This window comes from Nocardia sp. CA-107356, assembly GCF_050946365.1.
GTDB lineage: Bacteria > Actinomycetota > Actinomycetes > Mycobacteriales > Mycobacteriaceae > Nocardia.
In genome coordinates this window covers 8,890,277-8,914,673 of record NZ_CP191992.1, presented here as the reverse complement: position 1 = coordinate 8,914,673, position 24,397 = coordinate 8,890,277, and the positions used below count along the sequence as shown (strand labels likewise).

At 65.9% G+C, this 24,397-nt stretch carries 26 protein-coding genes; 13 read left to right on the top strand and 13 right to left on the bottom strand.

Features of this window, described 5'->3' with window-relative positions:
* Positions 1-24: 24 nt before the first annotated feature.
* On the bottom strand, positions 25-264 hold the full coding sequence (locus ACQP1G_RS40320) for a hypothetical protein (protein WP_433195074.1): 240 nt from the start codon (positions 262-264) through the stop codon (positions 25-27).
* Positions 265-430: 166 nt separating this feature from the next.
* Here ACQP1G_RS40320 and ACQP1G_RS40315 point away from each other — a divergent pair, with 166 nt between their 5' ends.
* The gene (locus tag ACQP1G_RS40315; protein WP_433195072.1) at positions 431-880 is read left to right on the top strand and encodes a nitroreductase family deazaflavin-dependent oxidoreductase; all 450 of its coding nucleotides are present in this window, start codon (positions 431-433) and stop codon (positions 878-880) included.
* Positions 881-883: 3 nt separating this feature from the next.
* Here the strand turns inward: ACQP1G_RS40315 and ACQP1G_RS40310 are convergent, their stop codons facing one another.
* Both ACQP1G_RS40310 and ACQP1G_RS40305 read right to left on the bottom strand, forming a co-directional pair.
* Positions 884-2,167, bottom strand: a complete 1,284-nt coding sequence (locus ACQP1G_RS40310) for an MFS transporter (protein WP_433209231.1) — start codon at positions 2,165-2,167, stop codon at positions 884-886.
* Between the two features lie 228 nt (positions 2,168-2,395).
* A complete protein-coding gene (locus ACQP1G_RS40305; RefSeq protein ID WP_433195070.1) occupies positions 2,396-3,244 on the bottom strand; it encodes an SDR family oxidoreductase in 849 nt (282 codons plus the stop codon).
* 80 nt (positions 3,245-3,324) lie between these two features.
* Between ACQP1G_RS40305 and ACQP1G_RS40300 the strand changes: the two genes are divergently transcribed.
* From ACQP1G_RS40300 to ACQP1G_RS40290, 3 genes are read left to right on the top strand one after another with little or no spacing between them, the layout of a single operon-like run.
* Complete coding sequence (locus tag ACQP1G_RS40300; RefSeq protein WP_433195068.1) at positions 3,325-4,284, top strand: AraC family transcriptional regulator; 960 nt, start codon at positions 3,325-3,327, stop codon at positions 4,282-4,284.
* On the top strand, positions 4,281-4,703 hold the full coding sequence (locus ACQP1G_RS40295; RefSeq protein WP_433195066.1) for an acyl-CoA thioesterase: 423 nt from the start codon (positions 4,281-4,283) through the stop codon (positions 4,701-4,703). The genes ACQP1G_RS40300 and ACQP1G_RS40295 overlap by 4 nt, the downstream gene beginning before the upstream one ends.
* A gap of 49 nt (positions 4,704-4,752) precedes the next feature.
* Entirely contained in the window at positions 4,753-4,974 is a 222-nt protein-coding gene (locus ACQP1G_RS40290) for a type II toxin-antitoxin system HicB family antitoxin (protein WP_433195064.1), read from the top strand.
* Positions 4,975-5,337: 363 nt separating this feature from the next.
* Here ACQP1G_RS40290 and ACQP1G_RS40285 read toward each other — a convergent pair whose 3' ends face one another.
* Positions 5,338-5,850, bottom strand: a complete 513-nt coding sequence (locus ACQP1G_RS40285) for an Lrp/AsnC family transcriptional regulator (protein WP_433195062.1) — start codon at positions 5,848-5,850, stop codon at positions 5,338-5,340.
* Positions 5,851-5,996: 146 nt separating this feature from the next.
* Between ACQP1G_RS40285 and pdhA the strand changes: the two genes are divergently transcribed.
* The 3 genes from pdhA to ACQP1G_RS40270 are packed head-to-tail and all read left to right on the top strand — an operon-like array spanning position 5,997 to position 9,473.
* A complete protein-coding gene (gene pdhA / locus ACQP1G_RS40280) occupies positions 5,997-7,109 on the top strand; it encodes a pyruvate dehydrogenase (acetyl-transferring) E1 component subunit alpha (protein ID WP_433195060.1) in 1,113 nt (370 codons plus the stop codon).
* Positions 7,106-8,077, top strand: coding sequence for an alpha-ketoacid dehydrogenase subunit beta (locus ACQP1G_RS40275; protein WP_433195058.1), 972 nt, complete (start codon positions 7,106-7,108; stop codon positions 8,075-8,077). Before pdhA ends, ACQP1G_RS40275 begins: the two co-directional genes overlap by 4 nt.
* Before the next feature lie 25 nt (positions 8,078-8,102).
* On the top strand, positions 8,103-9,473 hold the full coding sequence (locus ACQP1G_RS40270) for a dihydrolipoamide acetyltransferase family protein (protein ID WP_433195056.1): 1,371 nt from the start codon (positions 8,103-8,105) through the stop codon (positions 9,471-9,473).
* 5 nt (positions 9,474-9,478) lie between these two features.
* On the opposite strand, the gene ACQP1G_RS40265 is transcribed toward ACQP1G_RS40270, so the two are convergent.
* Both ACQP1G_RS40265 and ACQP1G_RS40260 read right to left on the bottom strand, forming a co-directional pair.
* Complete coding sequence (locus tag ACQP1G_RS40265; protein ID WP_433195054.1) at positions 9,479-9,970, bottom strand: nucleoside 2-deoxyribosyltransferase domain-containing protein; 492 nt, start codon at positions 9,968-9,970, stop codon at positions 9,479-9,481.
* A 66-nt stretch (positions 9,971-10,036) separates the two neighbouring features.
* Complete coding sequence (locus tag ACQP1G_RS40260) at positions 10,037-11,257, bottom strand: benzoate/H(+) symporter BenE family transporter (RefSeq protein ID WP_433195052.1); 1,221 nt, start codon at positions 11,255-11,257, stop codon at positions 10,037-10,039.
* Positions 11,258-11,491: 234 nt separating this feature from the next.
* Here ACQP1G_RS40260 and ACQP1G_RS40255 point away from each other — a divergent pair, with 234 nt between their 5' ends.
* On the top strand, positions 11,492-12,298 hold the full coding sequence (locus ACQP1G_RS40255; RefSeq protein ID WP_433209228.1) for a sulfurtransferase: 807 nt from the start codon (positions 11,492-11,494) through the stop codon (positions 12,296-12,298).
* Positions 12,299-12,475: 177 nt separating this feature from the next.
* Here the strand turns inward: ACQP1G_RS40255 and ACQP1G_RS40250 are convergent, their stop codons facing one another.
* From ACQP1G_RS40250 to ACQP1G_RS40240, 3 genes are all read right to left on the bottom strand, one after another.
* Positions 12,476-13,186, bottom strand: a complete 711-nt coding sequence (locus tag ACQP1G_RS40250; RefSeq protein ID WP_433195050.1) for an HNH endonuclease family protein — start codon at positions 13,184-13,186, stop codon at positions 12,476-12,478.
* 78 nt (positions 13,187-13,264) lie between these two features.
* Positions 13,265-13,627 (bottom strand): hypothetical protein, encoded by a 363-nt coding sequence (locus ACQP1G_RS40245; RefSeq protein WP_433195048.1) that lies wholly within the window; start codon positions 13,625-13,627, stop codon positions 13,265-13,267.
* A gap of 258 nt (positions 13,628-13,885) precedes the next feature.
* Positions 13,886-15,013 carry a helix-turn-helix domain-containing protein gene (locus ACQP1G_RS40240; protein ID WP_433195046.1) on the bottom strand — a complete coding sequence of 376 codons (1,128 nt, stop codon included), beginning with the start codon at positions 15,011-15,013 and terminating at the stop codon, positions 13,886-13,888.
* Positions 15,014-15,189: 176 nt separating this feature from the next.
* Here ACQP1G_RS40240 and ACQP1G_RS40235 point away from each other — a divergent pair, with 176 nt between their 5' ends.
* The 5 genes from ACQP1G_RS40235 (at position 15,190) to ACQP1G_RS40215 (ending at position 20,472) form a co-directional block, all read left to right on the top strand.
* Positions 15,190-15,429, top strand: a complete 240-nt coding sequence (locus tag ACQP1G_RS40235) for a hypothetical protein (RefSeq protein ID WP_433195044.1) — start codon at positions 15,190-15,192, stop codon at positions 15,427-15,429.
* A 5-nt stretch (positions 15,430-15,434) separates the two neighbouring features.
* Positions 15,435-15,779 carry a hypothetical protein gene (locus tag ACQP1G_RS40230; protein ID WP_433195042.1) on the top strand — a complete coding sequence of 115 codons (345 nt, stop codon included), beginning with the start codon at positions 15,435-15,437 and terminating at the stop codon, positions 15,777-15,779.
* Positions 15,780-15,930: 151 nt separating this feature from the next.
* Complete coding sequence (locus ACQP1G_RS40225) at positions 15,931-18,924, top strand: DEAD/DEAH box helicase (RefSeq protein WP_433195040.1); 2,994 nt, start codon at positions 15,931-15,933, stop codon at positions 18,922-18,924.
* Entirely contained in the window at positions 18,921-19,688 is a 768-nt protein-coding gene (locus tag ACQP1G_RS40220) for an SWIM zinc finger family protein (RefSeq protein ID WP_433195038.1), read from the top strand. Before ACQP1G_RS40225 ends, ACQP1G_RS40220 begins: the two co-directional genes overlap by 4 nt.
* A gap of 19 nt (positions 19,689-19,707) precedes the next feature.
* Positions 19,708-20,472 carry a helical backbone metal receptor gene (locus ACQP1G_RS40215; protein ID WP_433195036.1) on the top strand — a complete coding sequence of 255 codons (765 nt, stop codon included), beginning with the start codon at positions 19,708-19,710 and terminating at the stop codon, positions 20,470-20,472.
* A 14-nt stretch (positions 20,473-20,486) separates the two neighbouring features.
* Here ACQP1G_RS40215 and ACQP1G_RS40210 read toward each other — a convergent pair whose 3' ends face one another.
* The 4 genes from ACQP1G_RS40210 to ACQP1G_RS40195 all read right to left on the bottom strand — a co-directional run bounded on the left by ACQP1G_RS40210 (position 20,487) and on the right by ACQP1G_RS40195 (position 24,353).
* Positions 20,487-20,894 carry a DUF3224 domain-containing protein gene (locus tag ACQP1G_RS40210; RefSeq protein ID WP_433195034.1) on the bottom strand — a complete coding sequence of 136 codons (408 nt, stop codon included), beginning with the start codon at positions 20,892-20,894 and terminating at the stop codon, positions 20,487-20,489.
* Between the two features lie 40 nt (positions 20,895-20,934).
* Entirely contained in the window at positions 20,935-22,440 is a 1,506-nt protein-coding gene (locus ACQP1G_RS40205) for a flavin-containing monooxygenase (RefSeq protein ID WP_433195032.1), read from the bottom strand.
* Positions 22,441-22,582: 142 nt separating this feature from the next.
* On the bottom strand, positions 22,583-23,668 hold the full coding sequence (locus ACQP1G_RS40200) for an amidohydrolase family protein (protein WP_433195030.1): 1,086 nt from the start codon (positions 23,666-23,668) through the stop codon (positions 22,583-22,585).
* A 55-nt stretch (positions 23,669-23,723) separates the two neighbouring features.
* A complete protein-coding gene (locus tag ACQP1G_RS40195; protein ID WP_433195028.1) occupies positions 23,724-24,353 on the bottom strand; it encodes a TetR/AcrR family transcriptional regulator in 630 nt (209 codons plus the stop codon).
* Positions 24,354-24,397: the final 44 nt, after the last annotated feature.

Genomic DNA, 24,397 nt, shown 5'->3' with positions numbered 1-24,397 from the left:
GCTATTCGCCTCAGTGCGCCATCCTCATCCCAACTGCCGTTCGCGCGCTTCGACCGCGTTCTTGGCCGCCTTCAGACTGCTGCCGGGATTGAGGTCGCGATAGAGCTTGATGGCGTGGATCTTTTTGCCCTGCCGAATGAGTGCGTCGATTTCGTCCTCGGACGACGCCGGATCGCGATCGGGAAGACCGAGGTGCTTGATGATCATGTCGAGCTTGCGTTCGAGATGATCGATCCTGCGCTCGAGCCTGTTGTTGTCGAACATCCCCCGAACCTACCGATGCGGCTGGGGCGCCGCGCCGGGTTCGCACGGCGCTTCGACCGAAAATGCGCCGAACGGAGACCGGGGGTGCGCATACTGCGAGCCGCTGTCCGATAGATCTCGGAGCAGAGCCGACCGCAGGATTGCGGCCATTGGCTAGGGTTGAAGTATGACGAACCTGGGTGCGAGACTACTGCGGACTCGGTGGTTCGTGCGGGCGCCGATTGGACTGATCCGCGCGCGGCTCGGGTTCCTTTTCGGCGGACGAATTCTGTTGTTGGAGCACATCGGACGTAAGTCCGGGCTGCCGCGCTATGCGGTCCTGGAAGTCGTTTCCCATCCGAAGCCCGATACGTTCGTCATCGCTTCGGGATTCGGCCGCGGCTCGCAGTGGTATCGCAATCTCGCTGTCGAACCCCATTGCCGCGTGAGCGTCGGGTGGCGTAACCGAGCGCCGGCGATGGCACGCATGTTGGACCAGGACGAATGTCGAGCGGTGCTCGCGGACTACCGGATTCGCCATCCGAAGGCTTACCGAGAACTCGCCGGAATGATCGAGGAGGCAATCGGAACGAGCATCGACGAGGTCCCCCTTGTCGAGTTGACGCTCGTCACCTAGCCGCTATTTCTGTTGTGGGGCAACCACATCGGCGTAGCGGCAACAGATTATGACGGCAATGAGTGGGACGACCATGGCGGTGGTGAGGGGGACGATGGTGGTGATCCAGCCGATGATGGAAGGGCCGGCGAGTAGGCCGAGGTAGCCGAGGCCGAAGACTCGGGACATATCGGTCGCCGCCGTATTGGACCCGAGATTGCCTGCGGCGGTGAAGATTTGCGGGATGCCGCCGGAGACGCCGAGTCCGCACAGGGCCCACCCGAGCAGGGTCAGCGGCACCCACCCCGACGCCATGATCAGCACGAGTCCGCAGGCGGCGATCACCGTGCCGTAGCGGACGACGGCGACGCGGCCGAAGGCCCCGGCCACCCGGTCGGCGGCGAAGCGGCCCGCGGTCATGGTGCCGGAGAAGGCGCCGAATGCCAGTGCGGCGGTGGCATCGTCGACATCGAGGTGGTCGCGTACCTGCAGGGCGCTCCAATCGGCGGCGACGCCCTCGGTCAGCAAGAGCGCGAACGCGATTGCGGCCAGCGCCAAGACTTTTCGGGAGCGGTTGGGTGACCCGGCTGCTTCGATATCGTGCGTGGCGGTTGTATGGGTGGGCATTTCGGATCCGCCGTCCGGGTCATGCGGTGGGCGGTCCTGTCGGTGTCCCTCCGGAATGCGACTCTGCGGGCCGACGCCCGGCTGATCTCGGGTCACCGCATCCGGATTCGGTTCAGCCGATTGCGTGTCGCCGAGCAGCCGCGGCACCAGTGCGGCGGTCACCAGCAACCCGGCCACCGCCGCAAGCGATAACGTCAGCCGCACATCCCACCCCGCGCGCTGGGCAGCCGCGCCCAATACTGAGCCGAAGAAGCCACCACCGGAGAACAATGCATGGAACGCCGACATGATCGGCCGGTGATACGCCCGCTCGACGTGCACCGCTTGGGTATTCATCGAGACGTCCAGCGCGCCGTTGCCGAAACCGAAGCAGGCCAAGGCGATCGCCAGGGTGACCGGCCCGGTAGCGAGCCCGGGTCCGAGTACGGCCACCGCGGTGATCGCCGCGGCGGCCCCGACTACGGTGCGGCTGCCGAATCTGTCCGCGAGTGGCCCCGCGATGCGCATGCCGATAATGCCGGCACCGGCCAGCATCAGGATGAACATGCCGAGCGTGGAATGCGCGATGCCGGTCCGGTCGGTGATGGCCGGAATGTGTACGACCCACATGGCCAGCAGAAAACCGTTCAGTGCGAACACCACGAATACCGCGGCGCGCGCTATCCGGGTCTGCGGATCGATCGTCGTGGTTGCCACCGATTCGACGGTACCGATTGATCGGCCGGGGTGGTTCGCGATCCGCATGCCGAACCGGTGTTATTCGATGGTCCGTTCGGGCACGCGACCTCCTCGCGGATCGGGTGACCGCGCGGGGAGCCGGTCCGGGACGTCATCGGCTCGATAACCGGCGCCGCGGACCTCGTCATTGAGATCGGCGTCCGCGCGGTGGTCTCTGCATCTTTCAACCCGCTACTCGCCCTGGATGTTCCAGATTCCAGCGGTCGCCGTCGCCTTCGCGTAATCCCGGAAATCTTTCGGTTCCCGCCGCAGCGCGCGCCGTACGCCGTCCGTGGTCTCGGAATTTCTCCCGTCCAATACGGTGCCGAACAGGTAGTCGAGCAGGCTTACTACATCGGCGGGAACCTGGTATTCGGTCAGCGCCGCGACGAAATCGGTGCGGGAGATCGGGATGAATGCGATCTCCCGTCCGGTCGCGGCGGCGATTTCGGCTACCGCCTCGGCGAATGTCAACGACCTGGGGCCGGTCAGTTCATAGAGTTCGCCGCTGTGCTCGTCCCGGGTCAGCGCGGCGACGGCGATATCGGCGATATCGTCGGCGTGTACGAACGGTTCCGGCACATCACCATTGGGCAGCGCCACCTCACCCGCGAGGATGTACTCCAGGAAGGCGCCCTCGCTGAAGTTCTGTGCGAAGAAACTGCAGCGCACGATGGTCCAGTCCAAACCCGAGTCCTGCACAATCCGCTCGCACGCCACGGCCTCCGGCTCACCACGGCCGGAGAGCAGGACGAGCTTGCGCACAGAGTTGACCTTGGCCGCGTTGATGAACGCGCGGATGGTCTCGGGTGCGCCGGGCACCGCCAGATCCGGCTGGTACGCGATGTACACCGCATCGACACCGAACAGCGCCGGTGTCCACGTACTGCGATCGGCCCAGTCGAACGGGATCTCGGCGGCGCGGGACCCGATGCGGACCCGATGACCGGCCTGCTGCAGCCGCGCCGCGATGCGGGCGCCGGTCTTGCCCGTGCCGCCGGTGACGAGGGTGAGACGCTGGTGCGAGGTGCTGTTTGTCATGTCTTCAGTACATCGGCGCTGGCTGCGACGAAACATGGTTCAGCGGCTCACGATCATGCGCCAGCGTCTACTGTTGACGTGTGGATGCGCTCGCCAGTCTGCTCGAAGGTCCACGCGCCCGAGGTGCGTTCGTCATGTGTTCACTGCTCGACCCGCCGTGGTCGCTGCGCATCCAGGACCGAGCGCCGTTGACGGTGGTTTCGATGATCCGCGGTACGGCCTGGATCATGACCGATGCGGCGGGCAGCAAGCCCCGGCAGCTGAATGCGGGCGATATCGCGATCTTCCGCGGTCCCGATCCGTATACCGTCGCCGACGATCCGGCCACCGAACCACAGATATTCATCGACCCCGGCAATGTCACCAAGACGGTCGATGGTGAAATCCTCTGCGAGACACTGAGTCTGGGCGTACGTCAGTGGGGGACCGATGCGAACGGTGCCACGCTGATGGTGACCGGCACCTATGAGTCCGCTGGTGCGGCCAGTCAGCGGCTGCTGCGCGCGCTGCCGCCGGTAATCGTGCTGCAGCGCGGCGATTTCGATACCCGGCTGCTCGACATCCTGGTCGACGAGGCCACCAAGGACGAGCCCGCACAGGGCGTCGTGCTGGACCGGCTGCTCGATATGGTGCTGATCGCGGCCCTGCGCGCTTGGTTCGCCCGCAATGACGCGCCCGCCTGGTATCACGCCTACAGCGATCCGCTGGTCGGCAAGGCCCTGCGCCTGCTGCAGCACAATCCGGCACACGGCTGGACGGTCGCCAGCCTGGCGGATGCGGTCGGTGTTTCTCGAGCCGCGCTGGCCCGCCGCTTCACCGATCTGGTCGGCGAGCCGCCGATGTCGTTTCTCACCGAATGGCGCCTGGCGCTGGCCGCAGACCTGCTGCAGGAATCCGACGCCACCATCGAATCCATTGCCCGCCAGGTCGGCTACGGCAGCGCGTTCGCCCTCAGTACGGCGTTCAAACGCCACTTCGGCGTGAGTCCGCGCGACCACCGGCAGGGCACGACCCCGGCTGAGCTATCGTCGGCCGGGTGACACAGCAGTATCCAGTCCTGTGGCCGGTGCCGACCCGCTGGGCCGATAACGACCACTACGGCCACGTGAACAACGTGACGTACTACTCGTACTTCGACACCGCGGTCAATGCCTGGCTGATGCACGCCACCGGCACGGATATCCGCGAGCTGCCCGCACTCGGCGTGGTCGCCCAGACCTCCTGCCAGTACCACGGCTCGCTCAGCTTCCCCGACCAACTGAAGGTGGGCCTGCGCATTTCCCGCCTCGGCCGCTCCAGTATCACCTACGACCTCGCCATCTTCCGCGAGGACGGCGACGCCCTGGAACTCGCCGCCACCGGCACCTTCGTCCACGTCTATGTCGACAACGAAACCCGCAAGCCGGTAGAAATCCCCGAAATCATCCGCACCGCCGCAACCACCCTGGTCACTGATTGAGCAGCGCTGGACTATGCGGGGGCAGAAGATATTGTGGGACACTAGTTCCATGGCTGATCAGCGAGTATTGACGGCTGCGGTGCACCAGGAAGAGGACTGGTATGTCGCGCAGTGTCTCGAGGTCGATGTAGCCAGTCAGGGCCAGACGATCGAGGAGGCTCTGGACAATCTCCGTGAAGCGGTTGCGCTCTATCTCGCCGAGGCACCAGAGCCCCAGCTAACGGCCACTCCATTGGTGACTTCATTCCAGGTTCCCGGTACGGCGGCGTGAGCCCGGCGCTGTCGGACCTTCCGGTGCGGAAGGTCTTGCGGGTCTTGGAGTCTGGCAACTCGCCGACTATCTCGTACCGACCCCTGGAATCCGGAGTCGGCGCGCGCCGCATCCTGGCCTCGGCGCTATCTCAATGTGCAACCAGCACAAGCGGAATGGGCCCAGGCTCGAGCGCGCGAAGCAACCGTGCATCCCGGAACCCCGTGGCCTTACCGGCGATTCCGCCCGCTCACGCCACTGCCCGATGAATTCATCGACACGGTCGGCTGGCAGTTCGATCGTGTCGATCACAGTGAATCCACTACCGGGTATATCACTATCCTGAGACCTCGATTGCACTCGAGGGCAAGGGTATTCGTCCGATCAAGTCCGTAGCGAACGATCAGTGGATCCGGCCAGCCGATCCAGCAGTGGAGCCGTGCGCGGCCCGACGAATTGCTGCATCACCAACGCCATATTGGTGCGTTCCACCCCGGGAATCTTCAATATCTGCCCGGCGATCCGGTACAGATCGTCCGCATCCTGCGCCACCACCCGTACGGTGAGGTCGGTCAGCCCGGTCATGCCGCACACTTCGGTCACCTCCGGCACCCGGGCGAGTTCGCCGACCACCGAATCCAGTCGATGCTGATCGACGACGACGGCGACAAAAGCCGCCAGCGGGTAGCCCAGCGCCTGCGGTTGCACTCGACGTTCGAAGCTGGCGAGCACCCCGCTCGCCTCCCAGCGCGACAGTCGCGCCTGCACGGTATTGCGGGACAGCCCGAGCCGGGTCGCCAGCTCGACGCCCGTCGCGCGTGGGTTGGCGACCAGCTCCAGCAACAGCCGCGCGTCGGTGGCGTCCAGGGTCACGTCGGCGGGTTCTCTACTGGTCATACAACGCAGTATGACATCGTTTAGCCGGCCAGATTTGGGCATTCTGCTTACTCACGTGTCGGTCACTTGCGCATTTCGCCTGCTCGTGGATGCTATGTGATATGGGGCACACCAGCCCTGCGTTCGCAGTCAGGAGGCGATCCCGAATGACGAGTAAATCCGAGTATCCGGTTCAGTTGGTACAACCCGACGGCCGCCGCGTATTCGATCGAGAACACGCCGCCCTGATCGCGGATATCGGGCCGGAACAGTTGCGCGCGCTGTACCTGGACCTGGTCGTGACCCGTCGGATCGACACCGAGGCAACCGCGCTGCAACGTCAGGGCCAGCTCGGACTGTGGGCGCCGATGATCGGACAGGAGGCCGCCCAGGTCGGCTCGGCGTACGCCCTGCGCCCCGATGACTACGTCTTCTGCAGCTACCGCGAACACGCCGTCGCCTACTGTCGCGGCGTCCATCCCACCGAACTCACCCGGATGTGGCGCGGGGTCGCACATTCCTGCTGGGAGCCCGGCGCGGTCAATATGACCAACCCGAACATCATCGTCGGTTCGCAGGGGCTGCACGCGACCGGTTACGCCTACGCCGCCAACCTCGACGGTGCGGAGATCGCGACCATCGCCTACTTCGGCGACGGTGCGTCGAGTCAGGGCGATCTCGCCGAGGCGCTCGGCTTCGCCGCGAGTTGGAGCGTGCCGGTGGTGTTCTTCTGTCAGAACAACCATTGGGCGATCAGTTCACCGGTCCGGATTCAGAGCGCGACCCCAATCGCACGGCGCGCCTATGGGTATGGGATTCCGGGCCTCCAGGTCGACGGCAACGATGTACTCGCCGTCCTCGCGGTGACCCGACAGGCCGCCGCGCGGGCCAGGGCCGGTGGCGGCCCCTCGTTCATCGAGGCACTCACCTATCGGATGGGCCCGCACACCACTGCCGACGACCCGACGCGCTACCGCTCCGCCGCGGAGACCGAGGAGTGGGCCCGCCGCGACCCGATCGAGCGGATGCGCAAGCTACTGGAACGAGAGACGCTGTGGGATGCGGCATTCGAGCGACAGGTCGGTGCGCGCGCGGACGAAGTCGCGCACCAGGTGCGCACCGCGACCATCGACATGCCGGATCCGGCACCGACACAGCTGTTCGATCACGTCTATGCCACCCCGCATCCGCTCATCACCCAGGAGCGGAGCGAATACGCGGCCTACCTGGCCGGTGATCCCGGCGAGGCCACCGCGCGACCGGAAGGAGTACCCACATGATCACGACCTTCGCCGCCGCCCTCAATGCCGGGCTGCGACGGGCCATGGACGACGACCCGAAGGTCGTGCTGATGGGTGAGGATATCGGTCGCCTGGGCGGCGTGTTCCGAGTGACCGACACCCTGCAGAAGGATTTCGGGAACAATCGCGTCATCGATACGCCGCTGGCCGAATCCGGCATTGTCGGAACGGCTTTCGGTATGGCACTGCGTGGCTACCGGCCGGTCTGCGAGATCCAATTCGACGGCTTCGTCTATCCGGCCTTCGACCAGATCGTCTCGCACGTCGCCAAGATCCACTATCGGACGCAGGGAAAGGTGGTCGTGCCCATCACGATTCGCATTCCGTTCGGTGGTGGGATCGGTTCGGTGGAGCATCACTCCGAGTCGCCGGAGGCCTATTTCGCACACACTGCCGGACTGCGGGTGGTGACGCCGAGCAATCCCGCCGACGGGTATTCCATGATCCGCCAGGCGATCGCGCTCGACGATCCGGTGATCTTCTTCGAACCCAAGCGCCGCTACTGGGATAAGGCCGAGGTCGATTTCGACGCCGAGGGACTGCCGCTGGACCGGGCGCGCGTCTGTGTCAACGGTGATGACGCCACCGTCGTCGCGTATGGCGGCACCGTCGCTTCCGCCATCACCGCCGCGAAAGTCGCTGCCGAGGAAGGGCATTCGCTCGAGGTGATCGATCTGCGCAGCCTCTCGCCGATTGATTTCGACACCATCGCGGCATCGGTGGCCAAGACCGGCAGGCTGATCGTGACGCACGAGGCGCCGGTCTTCGCCGGACTGGGTGCCGAGATCGCCGCACGGATCACCGAACGCTGCTTCTACTACCTGGAAGCTCCGGTGCTGCGCGTCGGTGGGTTCGACATCCCCTACCCCCCGGCTAAGCTCGAAAAGCACCACCTGCCCGATGCCGACCGCATCCTCGCCGCGGTCGATCGCTCGCTCGCCGCCTGACTACCGCTCACTGAGAGGTGCCCCAGTGGAAGATCATGCCCCCGCCGAAGATCAGGGTCATGTCCTGGAATTCCGGCTACCGGATCTCGGCGAGGGACTCACCGACGCGGAGTTGGTGTCGTGGTCGGTGGGTGTCGGCGATACGGTGCAGCTGAATCAGACGATTGCCGAGGTGGAGACGGCCAAGGCGGTGGTGTCGCTGCCGTCGCCGTTCTCGGGCATCGTGGTCGAATTGCTCGCCGAACCCGGCCAGACGATCGCGGTGGGTGCGCCGCTGATCCGGGTGCGCAATGACCTGGAGGTCGCGCAGGAAGGCGCGAATGGGCGGACCGCCGTACTGGTCGGGTATGGACCCGAAGGGGAGACGGTGTCTCGGCGGCGACGGTCGGCACCAGCGGAATCTCCTGCATCGCAGGATGATTCGCAGACCACCACGGCGAAGCCCGGGGCGAGCAGTACATCGGGGATGAGCAGGGCCGCGGCCACTCCGGCGGCGCGCAAACTGGCCAAGGAACTCGGGATCGACCTCTGGTACGTCGCGGGTTCGGGCCCCGATGGCGCGGTGACGGTCGAGGACGTGCGCAACGCGGTCCCGGTGTCGCAGCCGCGTGCCGTGCCGACCCGCTCCGGCGACCAGGCGCTATCGGCGCCGCCCTCGGTCACCGATCCGAACGCGGGGATCATCCGGCCCGCCGCCCGCGAGGTACGCACGCCGGTCACCGGGATCCGCAAACGCACCGCGGCCGCCATGGTGATCAGTGCCCGCACCATCCCGCAGGCCAGCACCTTCGTCACCATCGACTTCACCGCGTCCATCGAACTGCTCGATCACCTGCGCACCACCAAATCCTTCCAGGGCCTGACGCTGACACCGCTGGCCCTGGTCGCGAAGTCCGTGTTGGCCGCGCTCGCGGAGTATCCCGGTATCAACGCGTTCTGGGACGAGGCGAATCAAGAGATCGTCACCAAGCACTATGTGAACCTCGGCATCGCGGTGGCCACCGAACGTGGCCTGATGGTGCCCAATCTCAAGGAAGCTCAGGCCTCGAGCCTGCGCGACCTGTGCCGCGAAATCGGCTGGCTGGCCGAGACCGCCCGTTCCGGCAGAGCGACGACAACGGATCTGCGCGGCGGCACCTTCACCATCACCAATGTCGGCGTCTTCGGCGTCGATACCGGTGTCCCGCTGGTCAACCCCGGCGAGGCGGCCATCCTGTGCCTCGGATCGATCCGCAAGCGCCCGTGGGTATTTCGCGATGAGCTCGCTCTTCGCTCGGTCACCACCCTCGGTATCAGCTTCGACCACCGGATGATCGACGGTGAACTCGCCGCCCGCTTCCTCGCGACTGTCGCCGGGTTGCTCGAGGATCCGTTGACATTGCTGAGCCGCATGTAGCGGACTCAGGCTGGAGCCGCTCGCACCAGCGCGATGGCCGAAGTGACTGTGTCCGAGAGCGTTTCGACTACTGGGAGCCCGAAGCGATGCGCCGTGTGGATCAGGTACCGATTGCGCTCCGGGTTCGGGCAGTCCGGCGGACAACCCAGGACGGCGCGACCCGAGTTCGCGTACAAACCGAATTCGACATTGGTCGTGAACCCCGGTAGCCGCTGGACGTCTCGGGGGATCCAGAACAGAATCGCGCTCGCGCTCTCCAATCCGGCGACCTCCCAATCGACTTGGTCGTCGTAGTCCGATTCCCGCAGTCCGCCCGCCGATTCCGGAGCCAGGACCAGTAGGGGTCCGGGGCCGCGCCAGGTGGCTTCGATCAGCTCGATCGCTTCGGGCCGCCAAGACGGCGTTTCGGCGTCGCGTGGCGTCGGACCCGCGAGAAATATGCTCGGACCAGCGGGAATGTCCTCGCGCGCCCAGATTACGGTGACTTGGTCGTGCATATCCGGTCCGCCTCCACACGCTCAGCTGTCAGAGATCGCTCCCATGAGAACACAGGGCGAAAGACGTCAGTCTCGGCGGTGCGCAAGAACCTGGCGCACGATCAGACCCGCGACCAGGGCCCAGAAGGCCGCCCCGATACCGAGGAACCCGACTCCGGAGGCGGCGATCAGGAAGGTGACGACGCCCGCCTCACGGTGCTGTTCGGATTTCAGGGCACCGGCCAGAGCTGCGGCGAGGGTGGCCAGGAGGGCAAGCCCCGCAACGGTTTCCAGGGTGCCCCTGGGGGCGGTGGCGATCAGCGTGACGAGCGCGGCCGAGCCGAGGGCGAGGATCAGATACGTGGCGCCCGCGGTACAGGCCGCGATCCAGCGCCGCTTCGGATCCGGGTGCGCGGCCGGAGCGGCCGAGAGTGCGGCGCTGATCGCGGCCAGGTTGATGGCGTGGCCGCCCGCGGGTGCGCCGAGGATGGTGCCGATGCCGGTGACGGTCATCGAAGCGCGCCAGGGCACCTGGTAACCGAAGGACTTCATCACGGCGGTGCCCGGAATGTTCTGCGAGGCCATGGTGACGATGTACAGCGGGATGGTGATGCCGATCATCGCCTGCCAACTCCAATGCGGCACAGTCAATTCGAGCGAGGGTGTCATCGCGGCGAAGTCGAGATGTTTGTGCTGCACCGCGATGCTGATACCCGCTCCGATCGCGGCGGTGACGAAGGCCGCGATCACTGCCCAGCGTTTGGCGAATCGCTGCAGCGCCAGCCACACCAGGATCACCGGGACCACCACCGCCGGACTGGTCTGCACGGCCTTCACCGGCGCGAGACACAGCGGTAGTAGCACTCCGGCGAGCATGGCCTGGGCGATCTCCACCGGAATCGCGGCGACCAGATTGCCGAGCCGCTGCCAGAGTCCGGTGATCACGATCAACACGCCGGTGATCGCGAATGCGCCGACCGCCGCCGCCCAGCCACCGGCCACCGCGCCCGTGCTGGCGAGCAGCGCTGCGCCCGGTGTCGACCAGGCCAGTGTGATCGGCAGCCGATACCGGTAACTCAGCAGCATCATGCCGATGGCTGGGGTCACGCAGAGCACCAACAGTCCCGATGCCGCCTGTGCCGAGGTGGCCCCGACCGCGGTCAGACCGCTGAGCACCACCGCGAACGCGCTGGTGAACCCGACCAAAGCCGTAATGACACCGGCCGCGACCGGCTGCGTGAGCCGCGCTTTCGGAGGAGCCGATGCTGCTGGCGACGTTTCGGCGAGCGCCGGGGAAAGCCTGGACATCTCTGGGATCCTCCCCGGTCGTCAGTCCAGTTGTCACAGCCAGTCGCTGGAAACTGGACTGAATTGCTCGGGCACACGCCCGTACAGCGGAGGTGCGGCTGACCCGAAGCAGGTGTTGTCTACCCGCCGGTACCTTTCAAAGCGCGCTGACATGTGCTCGTGAATGCGTAGGGTGGGGAACGTCGGTGCTCGTAGGGTACGGATTCAGAACAGGGAGCTTTGTTGAGCGCGGTACTGATCTCGACGGATGAACTTCGGGAAGTATTGGCGGACAAGCGGGTTCGTCTACTCGATGTGCGCTGGGCGCTGGGCGATCCGGACGGCCCACAGCATTATCTGGAAGGGCACATACCGGGCGCGGTCTTCGTCGACCTGGAAACCGAACTGGCCGCACCACCGTCACCGGCGCGCGGGCGGCATCCGCTGCCCGATCCGACGCAGTTGGAGAAGTGCGCGCGCAGCTGGGGTGTGCGGACCGGCGATCCGGTGGTCGTCTACGACGCGACCGGCGGTATGGCTGCGGCCAGGGCCTGGTGGCTGCTGCGCTGGGCCGGGATCGCGGATGTGCGGATTCTCGACGGCGGCCTACCTGCCTGGACCAGCACGGGCGGTGAGATCGCCACCGGCGCGGAGCCCGATCCCGAACTCGGTGATGTCGAGGTGAACCCGGGGCAGATGCCGGTCATCGATGCCGATGCGGCCGCGAAATGGTCGGGCGTACTGCTGGACGCGCGGGCTGGCGAACGCTATCGCGGCGAGGTGGAGCCCGTTGATCCCCAGGCCGGACATATTCCGGGCGCGATCAGCGCACCGACCGCGGAAAACCTCGATGTCGACGGCCGATTCCGTGCGGTCGACATGTTGCGGGATCGGTTCACGGCCTTCGGTTCCGGACCGGTCGCGGTCTACTGCGGGTCCGGCGTAACCGCGGCTCACCAGGTCGCCGCGCTCGCCGCCGCCGGCATCGAGGCGGCCCTGTACCCGGGTTCGTGGTCGCAGTGGTCGAACGACCCGAAGCGCCCGGTCGCCACCGGCGCGTGAGTTCCGAGGGGCGTGAGTGCCGGACGTAGACGCGCACGTCCGTGCCACGCGGCGCTGTGCGCTGAAGTGCACCCTCCCGAGACGTAGCTTCGACCGCGCCGGATGCCGTGCGGACGGTGGGCACCGCCGTCATCTGCCGGGTACGCGGCCGACACCGCGCCTATCGGAAGGTGCGAATCACGGACAGCCGCGGACAATATCGTTCAGCGCGGCGCTATCCGCGGCGGTGACCGGCAGGTCGTACTGGACCGCAACGGTCAGGTACCTGCCCGCATAGAAGCAATGGTGCGCACGGACGGGCGGGAGCCATTCCGACGGTGTGCTGTCACCTTTGGCTCGGTTGGCGCTCGCGGCGGTGGCCAGCAGGTTCACATCGATATCGTTGGCGAACCGCACCCGGCGCTCGCGCGGCCAGTACACCGCACCCATATCCCAGGCCGCGGCCAGCGGATAGATATGGTCGATGTGGATGTCGCCCGCATCGGCCTTGGTGAACGTGATCCGGTTACCGGTGTACGGATCGTCGAGTGTGCCCGCGATGACCACACAGTCATTGGTGCCGGGCCGAAAACTCACCCCGGTCAGCTGCTTGCTCAGCACGTTGTCGCGGGTACCGCAGCCGTCGTGCGCACCGGGTCCGTCATAGTCGTCGGTCCAGGACGGGCCGAATACGCACCCCTGCCCGTCCTTACATCCGCGCTCATAGCCACCGGGATGTCCCCGTGTGGCAACGACCCGCACCGAGGCGAGCAACTGTTCGAGCTGGACCCGGCTCGGGCTGCCCGGTGTGGGCGCGACCGGTTCGATGCCCAGGTCGGCGCATGCGGGCAAGGCGAGCAACGCCACCGCGAGCAGGGCACGCAACCATCGTCGAATGTCGGCACGCACGGTGTCAGATGTACCCGCATGCACCGACATTCGTAGGACCCGGCTGGCGCGCTGTCAGCAAGTGGAGCCGGTCAGGGCTCACAACCAGGCACGAGCCAACAGTTCGTCGTTGGCGACTTCACTCGTCCGTGGCGGGAATCTGGTGGCCGAGATGGACTCGTGATGCGCGCCGTCGTGCCCGATCAGCCAAGAGCCGCCGCGTTCCTCGCACTCGGCGATCTTCGCGAAGGTATTGAGCAGGAACGTGACCGCATCACGCGGGTCCAGGGTTCGGGCCAGGCGCTGTGATTCACCAGGACGCGACAGGTCCAGCCAGACGCCGGACTGCCCGTCGAGTCGCATGCCGACGATTTTGTCGGCATTGACGAAGGTGAATTTGCGCCGTTCCCATGGCGTAGTCGGCGTGAAGCTCTGCTCGAGTACCTGGAGCAGAATCGTCATGCTTTACCCTCCGCTTCCGTTGACACACAACTGCGGTTCTCATGCGATGACCAGCGGATATACCAGTATGTTCCGAATTCGGTCCAAGTGGTAGCGATCGGTCCATCTCGTCCAGGTCAGAGACATTTTCGTGTCCATCCGGTACCGCGGTGTCCAGCCTGCATCTGCCTGTCCCGGCACACTGTCGGCACCCTGGAAACTATTGTTGACCAGCGGCGTCGCGGCCGTGAGGTGTTCATATCCGGGATGCGCGGTCGGTCACGACGCGCTCGACTTCGCCGAGTAGGTGTCGCGGAATGCTTCGCGGACGGTCGTCGCATCCGGTGCGTCTCGGCCTTCGATTCCCGAGACCACCTCGGCGACCCTCCAATAGTTCGACGGGACCAGTCGGCCGGAGGTCACAGCCGTGAGCGTGACGTCTGCCGCCTCGTCCGGCTTGTCGGCCGCTACCAGGGCCAAGCCCAGATCTATGTTCGCCGTGGCGATTCGGCGCGGCCGAACAGATGCAGCGCCCGCGAGATCGGCTAGGACATTCCGCGCATACGCTTCGGCGGCGGGATCACCGATCCATGACAACGTCGTGGCTACGTAGGCATCGGACTTCGCGGGGTCATAGCGGAAATGGTGCTCGGGTCGATCGGGGACCCGCATTCCGGATACCAGCCTGGCGACCTTGCGCAGCGCCCAGTATGTGCCCTGGCTGTCCCCGAGTCGCGACAACGCACGGCCCTCCTGGGCGGTCGCTTGGATGTAGGCCGAACTGTCCACCGGGGCGATATTCTGCGCCGCGCGCGACAGTTCAGCGGCTACGGCGAACTTGCCATTGATGAGCTGTTGCCAGGCGCGTGTTTCCAGGCACCACGCCGAAATCTCCGGGTGGTTCGCTTCGTCGGCGATATCGCGGGCCGCCCGCAGCCGTGCTGCTGCTGCCGCTAGCTCTCCCAGATCGATGTGGCAAGTGCCCGCCAGCAGCGACAGCCAACCGGCTGCGACCAGTAGACGGCGGTGCTGGACCAACGTCTTCTTGGCGTCCATCAACCGCGCAGCGTAACCGAGATGCTGTCGGATACCGGCCAGAAGCTCATCAGGCGGGGTAGTCGAGTACGCCGATGCCAGATCGTCGACAGCCAACTCCAGATGGTCGAGAGTGTCACCGCCGATATCCGACGCGGCCACTCGTCGAATCCATTCCACGCCAGCCCGCTCGCCGTCTGCCGATTCGCCCAACGCGGACTCGTAGGCAGTTGCGACATCGGCGGGCACAGCACGTTTGCCGGACTCGATCAGCGACAGATAGGACGCGCTGTAGTGGGTCCGCCGAGCGATTTCGCGCAGTCCCACCCCCGCCGCCTCACGTGCGGCGCGCAGCATCGCGCCTGGCTCCATCTCGGTCCCTCCGACGTCGGCTGACCAGCAAACACGTTGTCAACACCGTATGCCTGTCGACCCCAACTATGCACGCCTAGCGTGTTTTTCAGCCCCGCCGCCGGGTCGATGCCGTGCCCTAATCGGCACCCCGGCGGCGGGTGCTCACCAACACCGACAGTCGAAGGGGGCGGGAGATGGAACTCCCCGCGCGATGGGACGACGAAGATCTCCGCAAGCTGGCGATAGCGGCGGACGACGACGAAGGGTACTGCTATCTCCAGCGCGACGACGGGTCATGGTCACTGGTCGGAAGCGACGGATGGGAAGTCGAGTTCGCCGAACCCGACGCCGACGTGATTTCGGCGGTTGCGGCGGCTATGCGCGGGTCAATCGACGTGGACCCGATCTCGGTGGTGGACAGTGAGATTCAGTGAACGGTATGACGGGATGGCAGGTGTTCGCGGTCGGCCTGGTCGCGGTGCTCGCGGTCATGACCGCTGTGATCGCGATTGTGTGGTTTTGGCCGAGTCGGGTATCCCAAGGGCGCAGCGTCGAGGAGATATGGCAGCGCGTGGAGCAGGAGGACGACGAGATGGACACAGCTATCTGGCCGGTCGGATTTCCGCACGATGCCCCGGAACATCCGCTCGGCGTGCTGGAAGCGCAGCTCACCATGCAGCGGCATGTCCGGTGCCGGGTAGACCACTGTCCCCGCAAAACTGCGGCATGGCGGACGCTGGTCGCGGCCGGGAAGATCGAGCCGGATGCGGGCCGAAACTACTGACCCCGGTCAGCCGATTCTCACCACCCATCCGGTACTCGATAGTGGACATATGTCCCGAAACGGACACGATGTTCGGCATCGCGCCGGAAATCCAGGAAACCGGGTCGGCCGCCGTCCGATCGTTGTCGGAGGCACCTGATTGGATGGGGTCATGCTGCACGGTCTGTGGTCGCCGGGATCGGGGTTGCTGCTGTGGCAGGAGACCCCGGTCGTCGCGCTACCCGATCCGCTGGGTGCGGTCCTGGCGGCGTCGAAGTTCCGGCATCGGGCGCAGGTGCTGATCAACGGGGTGGACGGGGCCACCGAGCAGGTCCGAGCGCATGCCATGGTGCCCGCAGCGGCCGCGGCGGCATTGCGGCAGCGGCTGCCCGTCGAATCGGTTTCCGGGGATCTGCGGTTTCTCGCGCATGTGGCGCAGGGTGTCGAGCGCTGGGTGCGAGCCGGGCGGGTCGCACCGGAGCTGCGCCGCGATGACGGGCAGTGGTGGGTGCGGTGGCGGTTGGTCGGCGGGGAGCGGCAGCGCGCGTGGCTGGCGGAGTTGGCGGTGGCGATGCCGCCCGCGCTGCGCGTCGCGGGGAAGCCGGGAATGCTGCTCGAGGATATGGTCACCGAGCTCGCCGATCCGATCGCCAGGGAGTTACTGGATCCGTCGCCATCGGCGCATTCGCTGGTGGCCGCGCTGATCGATGATGTCTCCCTCGATGGCGGCAGCCATCAGCTGGCCGAAGTGCTGGAACGTTGGCGTGCGAGTCTCACCGGGGACGAGCCGGAGTTGGTGCTGCGCCTGTTGGAGCCGGAAGGCGATATCGCGCTCGGCGAGGCCGATACCGAGGCCGAGGCCGAGGCCGAGGATCCGGTGGCACTGTGGCGCCTGCAGGTCTGCCTGCGCGCCGATGGCGAAGCGCCGAATCCGGTTGCGCTGCTGGGGGATCCGGTGCTGGTCCGGACGGCGATCGAGAAACTGGGGGAGGCGACGCGGGCCTATCCGCGACTGCGCGACCTGCCGAACGATCCGCAGTCGATGGATCTGCTGCTGCCGACCGAAGTGGTCGCCGATCTGGTCGAGCACGGTGCACACGCCTTGCAGGCGGCGGGTATCCGGCTACTGCTGCCGCGGGCCTGGAATATCACCGCGCCGACCATGCGGCTGCGGGTCGAAAGCGGTGTCCCCGCCGCGGAGAGCACCGTCGGCATGCGCGGACTCGTCTCTTACCGTTGGGAACTCGCGCTCGGCGATACCGTGCTGACCAAGGCCGAAATGGCGCGGCTGGTCCGCTCGAAATCGGATCTGGTGCAGTTGCGTGGCGAATGGGTGCAGGCCGACCACAAGGTACTCGCCGCGGCCGCCCGCTATGTCGCCGCACACCTCGACGACACCGAACTCACCTTCGCCGATCTGGTCGGTGAACTCGTCACCGGCCATGTGGAGAAGGTCCCGATCACCGAGGTCACCGCAACCGGCTGGGCCGCAGACCTTTTGGACCGGACCCGCGACCCCGAACCGGTGACACCGCCGGTCGGGCTCAAAGCTCAATTGCGGCCGTACCAGGAACGCGGCCTCGCCTGGCTCGTCACCATGAGCCGCTATGGCGTCGGCGGAATCCTCGCCGACGATATGGGTCTGGGGAAGACGGTGCAGGTGCTGGCGCTCCTGGTGCACGAACGTGAGAACAGTCGCGTGCGGACCGAAGGTGCCCCCCACACCGACCAAGCGGTACATACCGCGCCACCTGCCGCCGGGGAAGCTGGGGATGGTGCGCAACATGTTGGCGCGGAGGTCATTTCGCTCAGCGAGGCTCGGCGCCGCAGGGCCGAACGCGTCGAGGGCGGCATCCGACCCGACGATGGTGCGCCGGGGCCGACACTGCTCGTGTGCCCGATGTCGGTGGTCGGCAACTGGCAGCGCGAAGCCGAGCGGTTCGCGCCGGATCTGCGTGTTGTGGTGCATCACGGCGCCGGTCGGCGCGTCGGCGACGAACTCGACGAAGCCATCGCCGATGCGGATCTGGTGATCACCACCTACTCGCTATTGGCAAGGGACGCGGTCGAATTGGCACGACAGCAGTGGGATCGGGTGGTGCTGGACGAGGCGCAGCACATCAAGAACGCCGGCACGCGCCAGGCGAAGGCGGCGCGTACCCTGCCGGCGCGACATCGCTTGGCGCTCACCGGAACTCCGGTGGAGAACCGGTTGGAGGAGTTGCGGTCGATTCTGGACTTCGCGATGCCGAAGGTGCTCGGTAGCGCGCAGACATTCCGTGCCCGCTTCGCCGTTCCGATCGAACGCGACCGGGACGAGAACGCGATCTCCCGGCTCCACACCATTACCCAGCCGTTCGTGCTGCGCCGGGTGAAGACCGATCCCACCGTTATCAGCGATCTGCCGGACAAGCTGGAGATGACGGTACGCGCCAACCTGACCGTGGAGCAGGCGGCGCTGTACCAAGCTGTCGTCGACGACATGATGGCCAAACTGAAGGACGCGAAGGGTATGGCGCGCAAGGGCGCCGTACTCGGCGCGCTGACCCGGCTCAAACAGGTCTGCAACCATCCCGCGCACTTCCTCGGCGACGGCTCGGGCGTACTGAACCGGGGCCGCCATCGCTCCGGCAAGCTCGCACTGGTGGAGGACGTTCTCGATGCGGTGCTCGCGGACGACGAGAAGGCGTTGCTGTTCACTCAGTTCCGGGCGTTCGGTGATCTCATCGCGCCGTATCTTGTCGAGCGCTTCGGTACGCCGATCCCCTTCCTGCACGGCGGGGTGCCCAAGAAACAGCGCGACACCATGGTCGAGCGGTTCCAGCAGCCGGACGGCCCGCCGTTGATGTTGCTATCGCTCAAGGCCGGTGGCACCGGACTGAACCTCACTGCGGCCAATCATGTTGTGCACCTGGATCGCTGGTGGAATCCGGCGGTGGAGAACCAGGCCACCGACCGGGCCTTTCGGATCGGTCAGCAGCGCAATGTGCAGGTGCGCAAGCTGATCTGCGTCGACACCATCGAGGAGAAGATCGACGAAATGATCAGCGGCAAACGTCAACTCGCCGATCTGGCCATCGGTGCCGGCGAGAATTGGATCACCGAATTGAGTACCGACGAATTGCACCAGCTCTTCGCCCTCGGCGCCGAGGCGGTCGGCGATTGAGCCCCTTCGAGGACTACAGCAAGTACGGCAAGCGCCGTCCGGTCAAGGGCGGGGTCGAAGCACGCAGCCGCCGTGGCGGATTCGGGCGTACCTGGTGGGGTAAGGCGCTGATCGAGGCGGTCGAGGCAATGGCCGAACCCGGCCGACTCGCCCGCGGCCGTACCTACGCCAGGGCGGGGCAGGTCGTGAGCTATCGGATCGAACCGGGCGCGGTCACCGCGGAAGTGCAAGGCAGTCAGCCGCGCCCGTTCACCGCAGTCTTCGCCATTCGACCGCTGCGCGACGAGGAAGTCGAACTGCTCGTCGAGACCATCCGGACCGCGCCGGGCGTGCTGGCCGAAATCGCCTCCGGCGCTTTGCCGATAGGTCTCGGCGAACATCTGCTCCCGACGACGGCCGCGGACCTCGACTTCTCCTGCACCTGCCCGGATCCCGGCTGGCCGTGCAAGCATGTGGCGGCGCTCTGCTATTTGCTCGCCGAACGCCTCGACGAGCGTCCCCGCGAAATCCTTACCCTGCGTGGCCTCGACCTGGATACGCTCATCGCCGGCATCGAACGCGATACGCGCCCAGCGGTATCCGACGATCCCTACGGCGATCGGACGCAACTGCCCGACCTCCCGAAGGCCGAATTCCGTCCCGCCATCGACGATCTGGATCCGTTGCTGCTGCGCCGGGCACTGCGGATGATCGCCGAGGACGAACCGATGGCCGCGGCCGGGCTGCGCGATCTGCGGGCGCTCTATGACGCGCTGGATCGCTGACCTGCCGTCGGGTCCTGTCATGACCATCGACGATCTGGGCGCGGCCGTCGCGATCGGTGGTCCGGTTGGACGAGTGGTGTCGCTGGTTCCTTCGCTGACCGAAGCCGTCGCGGTGACCCGCCCCGAAATCCTTGTCGCGGCGACGGATTGGTGCACTCACCCCACCGATCTGGACGTCGAGCGCGTCCGCGGCACCAAGAACCCGAATGTGCGCCGAATCATCGAGCTCGCACCGGATCTGGTGCTGTGCAACCAGGAAGAGAACCGCCGCATCGATGTCGAACGTCTGCGCGCTGCGGGAGTACCGGTGTGGGTCACCAAAATCGAGACTTTGGACGAAGGTTTCGCCGCACTGCGCCGACTGTTCACCGAAGCACTGGGCGGCCCGGTGCCGAACTGGCTCGTCGAAGCCGAATCATCCTGGGCCGTACCACCACCCGAACCGCCGCGCAGCACAGTAATTCCGATCTGGCGCAATCCCTGGATGGTGGTCGGCCACCACACCTTCACCGGCGACCTGGCGGCGCGCCTCGGACTCCGACTGGTGCACGCCGGCCGCCCCGAGCGCTACCCACATATCGCGCAGGACGAGCTGACCCGCGACGTCGAACTCGTCCTACTACCCGATGAGCCTTACGTATTCACCAGATCGGATGGCCCCGAAGCCTTCCCGGGCCTCCCGGTCGCCTTGGTCGAAGGCCGCAGCCTCACCTGGTACGGCCCATCGCTCACAACGGCGCGGGACACGTTGACCCGCCAGATCGCCGGGGCCTTCATCGTCTGACGGGTTTCGGATGATCAGTCGAGTTCGTAATCGAACCAGATGTGGTGCCCGCCATCGGCATCGACGGTGAGACCGCCGGTGCCGGTGATACCGGCCAGCTCGCCGGTGCCACTGGTCGCGACGATGGTGAAGAATTCCGCGGAGCGATCGCTGCCGTGGGTGGTTGCCGAATGTGCGAAGTTGAAACTGCCCGCTCGATCGTGCAGCGCACCCTCGAAGGATTCCATGGCAACATAGGTCCCCGTGCCCGTCGCCTGGTCGAAGGCGGCGGTGAACAGGGTCGCCGAGCGTCCGGTGATCTCACCGGCGTACGCCTTCGAGATTTTCGCGATGCCGACCGGCAGTGCGGTGGTGACGGCCGGATCCGGCACGACGTCGGTAGGGGCGAAAGAGGCGACGGAGAAGGTGCCGGTTGCTTTCATGCGGCAGATCGTAACGATCGGCACCGACAAGTTCCGCGCGCTATGCCGCCCTGGTGAAGCGGTAATCGGCCAGGTCGAAGTGCCCACTGCGCCAAGCGGCTTCGACAGTCGTCATCGGGCGCAGCGGAACATCGCCGTGCTTGTCGAAGTAGTAGCTGTTGGCCAGTGCGCAGCTGTCCTGCCAGAACACCTGTCCGCCGCGCCGGGCCAGCATCTCCTGGAAGAACCGGTCATTGGCCTCGCGGGTGACCTCGATCAGGGTGGCATGGTCCGCCCGCGCGCGCCGCAGGCATCGCATGATGTGGCGGGTCTGGTTCTCGATCAAGGCGAAGTAGGACGACCCGTTGTAACCGTAGGGGCCGATGATCGAGAAGAAGTTCGGGAAGCCGGGCACGCTCACGCCCTCATAGGCCTGTAAACGGTTGTCGTCCCACCACTTTTCGAGATCGAGACCGTCGATGCCGCGCAAATCGTAGGTCGGCATATTGCCGGATTCCATCACTTTGAAGCCGGTGGCCAGAATCAGCACATCGGCCGGGTGCTCGGTGCCGGTGGCGGTGCGTACTCCGGTCGGTGTGATCTCTTCGATCTGGTCGGTCTCCAGCGTGACATTCGAACGATTGAAGGTGGCCAGATAGTCATTGGAGAAGCTCGGCCGTTTACATCCCAGTCCGTAGCGTGGCGTGAGCTTTTCCCGGATCACAGGGTCGCGGACCTGCTTGTGCAGATGGGCCAGCCCGGTCCGCTCGGCGATCCGTGCCATCGGCACCGTGCCGTAGTAGTGCGCCGAGATGGGGAAGGTGAATTCGACGTAGGTCTGGCTGAGTAGCCGAGTCAGCGTCCGGCCGCCCGGTATCCGCAGTGCCCACCGGACCGACCGCGGCAACGCCATATCCGGCCGGGGCAGGCACCAGATCGGGGTGCGCTGGAACACCGTCAAATGTTCGACCCGGGACGCGATTTCGGGAATCACCTGTACCGCCGACGCGCCGGTTCCGATGATCGCGACGCGCTTGCCGCGCAATTCCTGTTCGTGATCCCAGCGCGAGGTGTGCATGGTGACCCCGGCGAAGTCCGAGACGCCCGGAATCTCCGGCAGCTTCGGCCGGGTGAGCACGCCGGTCGCGCTGATCACGAAGCGCGCCGTCAGCTCGTCACCTGTACCCGTGCGCAACCGCCACAGGTGCCCGTCCTCGTCGAATACCGCTTCGGTGATGGTGGTGCCGAACCGGATGCGGGGACGCAGCCCGTATTTGTCGACGCACGATTCGGCGTAGGCCTTCAGTTCGTTTCCGGGTGCGTACACCCGCGACCAACTGGCCCGCTGATCGAAGGAGAACTGATAGCTGAATGACGGAATATCCACCGCCACACCGGGATAGGTATTCCAATGCCAGGTGCCGCCCGCGCCGTCGGCCTCGTCGACGATGAGGAAATCGTCGAACCCGGCCTCCCGCAATTTGATCGCCGCTCCGATCCCGGAGAACCCGGCCCCGACAATGATCACCTCGTGATCGATCCCGCTGCGCCGAGATCGCGTATCCATACGAACTCCTCTGTTCGGCTGAGGTTCGCCGAACCAGCGATCACCCGGCATAGGCAACTCCGGCGGACCCGATCGCTATCGCCCGACTAAACTGACCGCGGCTGCCACCAATTAGGCGCTCGGTCCGGTAGTTTGTCAACGATCACAGGGATTCGATTCGGTAGGTCCGCTGGGCGTTGGTCCGGAAGATCTGCTCGAGTTCACGGTGGCCGTCACCGCGCTCGGTGATCACGGTGGCGATGACCTCGGCGCTATCGGCGATGCGCGTGATCGGTTTGTCCACCGGGAAATTCGAGCCCCACAGCAGACGGTCGGTACCGAAGACATCGCAGGCATGCTCGACGAGCGGGCGAATTCGGTCCAATAGCACCGGAACCGGGGTGGAGGTTCCGCGCGGTGGCACCGGATGACCGAGGACCGGCATCATCAGCCCGCTGACTTTCGCGACCACATGGGGATTTTCGGCGAGTGCGCTGAGGTCGTCGCGCCAGCGGACGAACAGTTCCCGGCGCAAGCTCGGATTGGTTCCGGTGTGTTTGCCGACGGGGCCGAAAATGCCCGCGGGTGTGGCGAGATGGTCGAGCACGATCGGGACTTCCGGATACCGCTCGGCGAGTGCGGTCACATCGGGCAGCGCGTGCGAGTACACCCAGGCATCGAAGGACAGCCCGCGCTCGGCCAATGCCGCGAAGCCATTCAGGAATTCCTTTGTGGTGAGCGCACCTTCGCGCTCGGTATAGGGCCGGACGTGCGGATCGGGATGGTGTGCGACGTGCGCGCGAATGCCGCGTAGCAGTGGCGATGCGGCCAAATGGGCATCGAGCAGTACCGCGAAGTCGGGCGCCGCCGGATCGGCATTCCCGATAATCGCACCGAGCGCGGGATTGTCTGCGCCGAACGGTAGTCCGGCCACCCACGCCGTCTCCTCGGCCCTGTCCTTCCCGGTCCACCCGACCTCGATATGAACAATCGACTCGACCGGGATGGCTGCGACATCCGCGCGGTAGTCCGCGGGGAGATATTGATTCACATAGGCAGTGGGGTCTCCGACGAATTCCCGATCACGACGCGGCGACACCCGCTTGGCCAGATCGAGCGGAATGGGCAGCATCCGGAACAACCTCGCAGATCCGCTGAATTCGCGTGGAGTGCCGAAGGGATCCCACTGATGAATATGCGCGTCGATGATCCGAATATCCGAGAGATCCATATCAGCCGTCCCAACCACGCCGAAGCCCCTGACGTCGCGATTGTCACATGCGCGCGGGCGGCCGCGTTCGGAATCAGCGGGAACCGTACGCGGCCAGGAATGTCCGAATGGCCGCCTCGGCGATATCGCCTTGTTCGGCGGCGCTCACCTCGCGGGTGCCCAGCCGGGACCGCGCCTCCAGCGGCGCGGTGAGCAGCGCGAGCAACTGTTCGGCGGCCTGCGCCGGATCGTTGGTCTGCAGACGACCCGAAAGGGCGAGTCGAGCGAGCCGATCGGCCAGCGCCTCGGCGATGCGCCGCGAGGTGCGCTCCAGCACGGTGTCGGCCAGGTCGGGGAAGGCGGCGAGCTGGGCGTAGGTCAGCGCGCGCAGTGCGCGGGCACGCTCGCCGGAGCATTCCGCGAGCAGTTCACATGCCGTCTCGGTGAGGGTGGCGGGGAGGTCGTCGCCGGGCTCACGGAGTCGATCGACGATCGCGAGGGTGTCCGCGGCCACGACGTCGGCGGCGGCGAGCACCGCGTGCCGGAACAGGGTCTGCTTGTCATTGAGGTGGTTGTAGACCGTCGGTTTGGCGACACCCGCCGCGTCCGCGATCTCCTGCACGCAGGCCTTGTCGTAGCCGCGCCGGGCGAAGACGGTGAATGCGACGTCCAGGATCGCCTGCCGCTTATCGATGCGGCCACGCGCCGCCGTCGTTCCCGCCACCCCTGCATGTTAGCCCCCGCAACGCTTGGAATGAACTCATGGGT

What these genes read in the sequence shown, in the direction of transcription:
- ACQP1G_RS40230 (WP_433195042.1), top strand. Translation starts at nt 15,435, where the DNA reads ATGACGGGATGGCAGGTGTTCGCGGTCGGCCTGGTCGCGGTGCTCGCG.
- ACQP1G_RS40225 (WP_433195040.1), top strand. Translation starts at nt 15,931, where the DNA reads ATGCTGCACGGTCTGTGGTCGCCGGGATCGGGGTTGCTGCTGTGGCAG.
- ACQP1G_RS40290 (WP_433195064.1), top strand. Translation starts at nt 4,753, where the DNA reads ATGGCTGATCAGCGAGTATTGACGGCTGCGGTGCACCAGGAAGAGGAC.
- ACQP1G_RS40215 (WP_433195036.1), top strand. Translation starts at nt 19,708, where the DNA reads ATGACCATCGACGATCTGGGCGCGGCCGTCGCGATCGGTGGTCCGGTT.
- ACQP1G_RS40245 (WP_433195048.1), bottom strand. Translation starts at nt 13,627, where the DNA reads ATGACGATTCTGCTCCAGGTACTCGAGCAGAGCTTCACGCCGACTACG.
- ACQP1G_RS40265 (WP_433195054.1), bottom strand. Translation starts at nt 9,970, where the DNA reads ATGCACGACCAAGTCACCGTAATCTGGGCGCGCGAGGACATTCCCGCT.
- ACQP1G_RS40285 (WP_433195062.1), bottom strand. Translation starts at nt 5,850, where the DNA reads ATGACCAGTAGAGAACCCGCCGACGTGACCCTGGACGCCACCGACGCG.
- ACQP1G_RS40210 (WP_433195034.1), bottom strand. Translation starts at nt 20,894, where the DNA reads ATGAAAGCAACCGGCACCTTCTCCGTCGCCTCTTTCGCCCCTACCGAC.
- ACQP1G_RS40315 (WP_433195072.1), top strand. Translation starts at nt 431, where the DNA reads ATGACGAACCTGGGTGCGAGACTACTGCGGACTCGGTGGTTCGTGCGG.
- ACQP1G_RS40260 (WP_433195052.1), bottom strand. Translation starts at nt 11,257, where the DNA reads ATGTCCAGGCTTTCCCCGGCGCTCGCCGAAACGTCGCCAGCAGCATCG.
- ACQP1G_RS40240 (WP_433195046.1), bottom strand. Translation starts at nt 15,013, where the DNA reads ATGGAGCCAGGCGCGATGCTGCGCGCCGCACGTGAGGCGGCGGGGGTG.
- ACQP1G_RS40275 (WP_433195058.1), top strand. Translation starts at nt 7,106, where the DNA reads ATGATCACGACCTTCGCCGCCGCCCTCAATGCCGGGCTGCGACGGGCC.
- ACQP1G_RS40305 (WP_433195070.1), bottom strand. Translation starts at nt 3,244, where the DNA reads ATGACAAACAGCACCTCGCACCAGCGTCTCACCCTCGTCACCGGCGGC.
- ACQP1G_RS40235 (WP_433195044.1), top strand. Translation starts at nt 15,190, where the DNA reads ATGGAACTCCCCGCGCGATGGGACGACGAAGATCTCCGCAAGCTGGCG.
- ACQP1G_RS40320 (WP_433195074.1), bottom strand. Translation starts at nt 264, where the DNA reads ATGTTCGACAACAACAGGCTCGAGCGCAGGATCGATCATCTCGAACGC.
- pdhA (WP_433195060.1), top strand. Translation starts at nt 5,997, where the DNA reads ATGACGAGTAAATCCGAGTATCCGGTTCAGTTGGTACAACCCGACGGC.
- ACQP1G_RS40205 (WP_433195032.1), bottom strand. Translation starts at nt 22,440, where the DNA reads ATGGATACGCGATCTCGGCGCAGCGGGATCGATCACGAGGTGATCATT.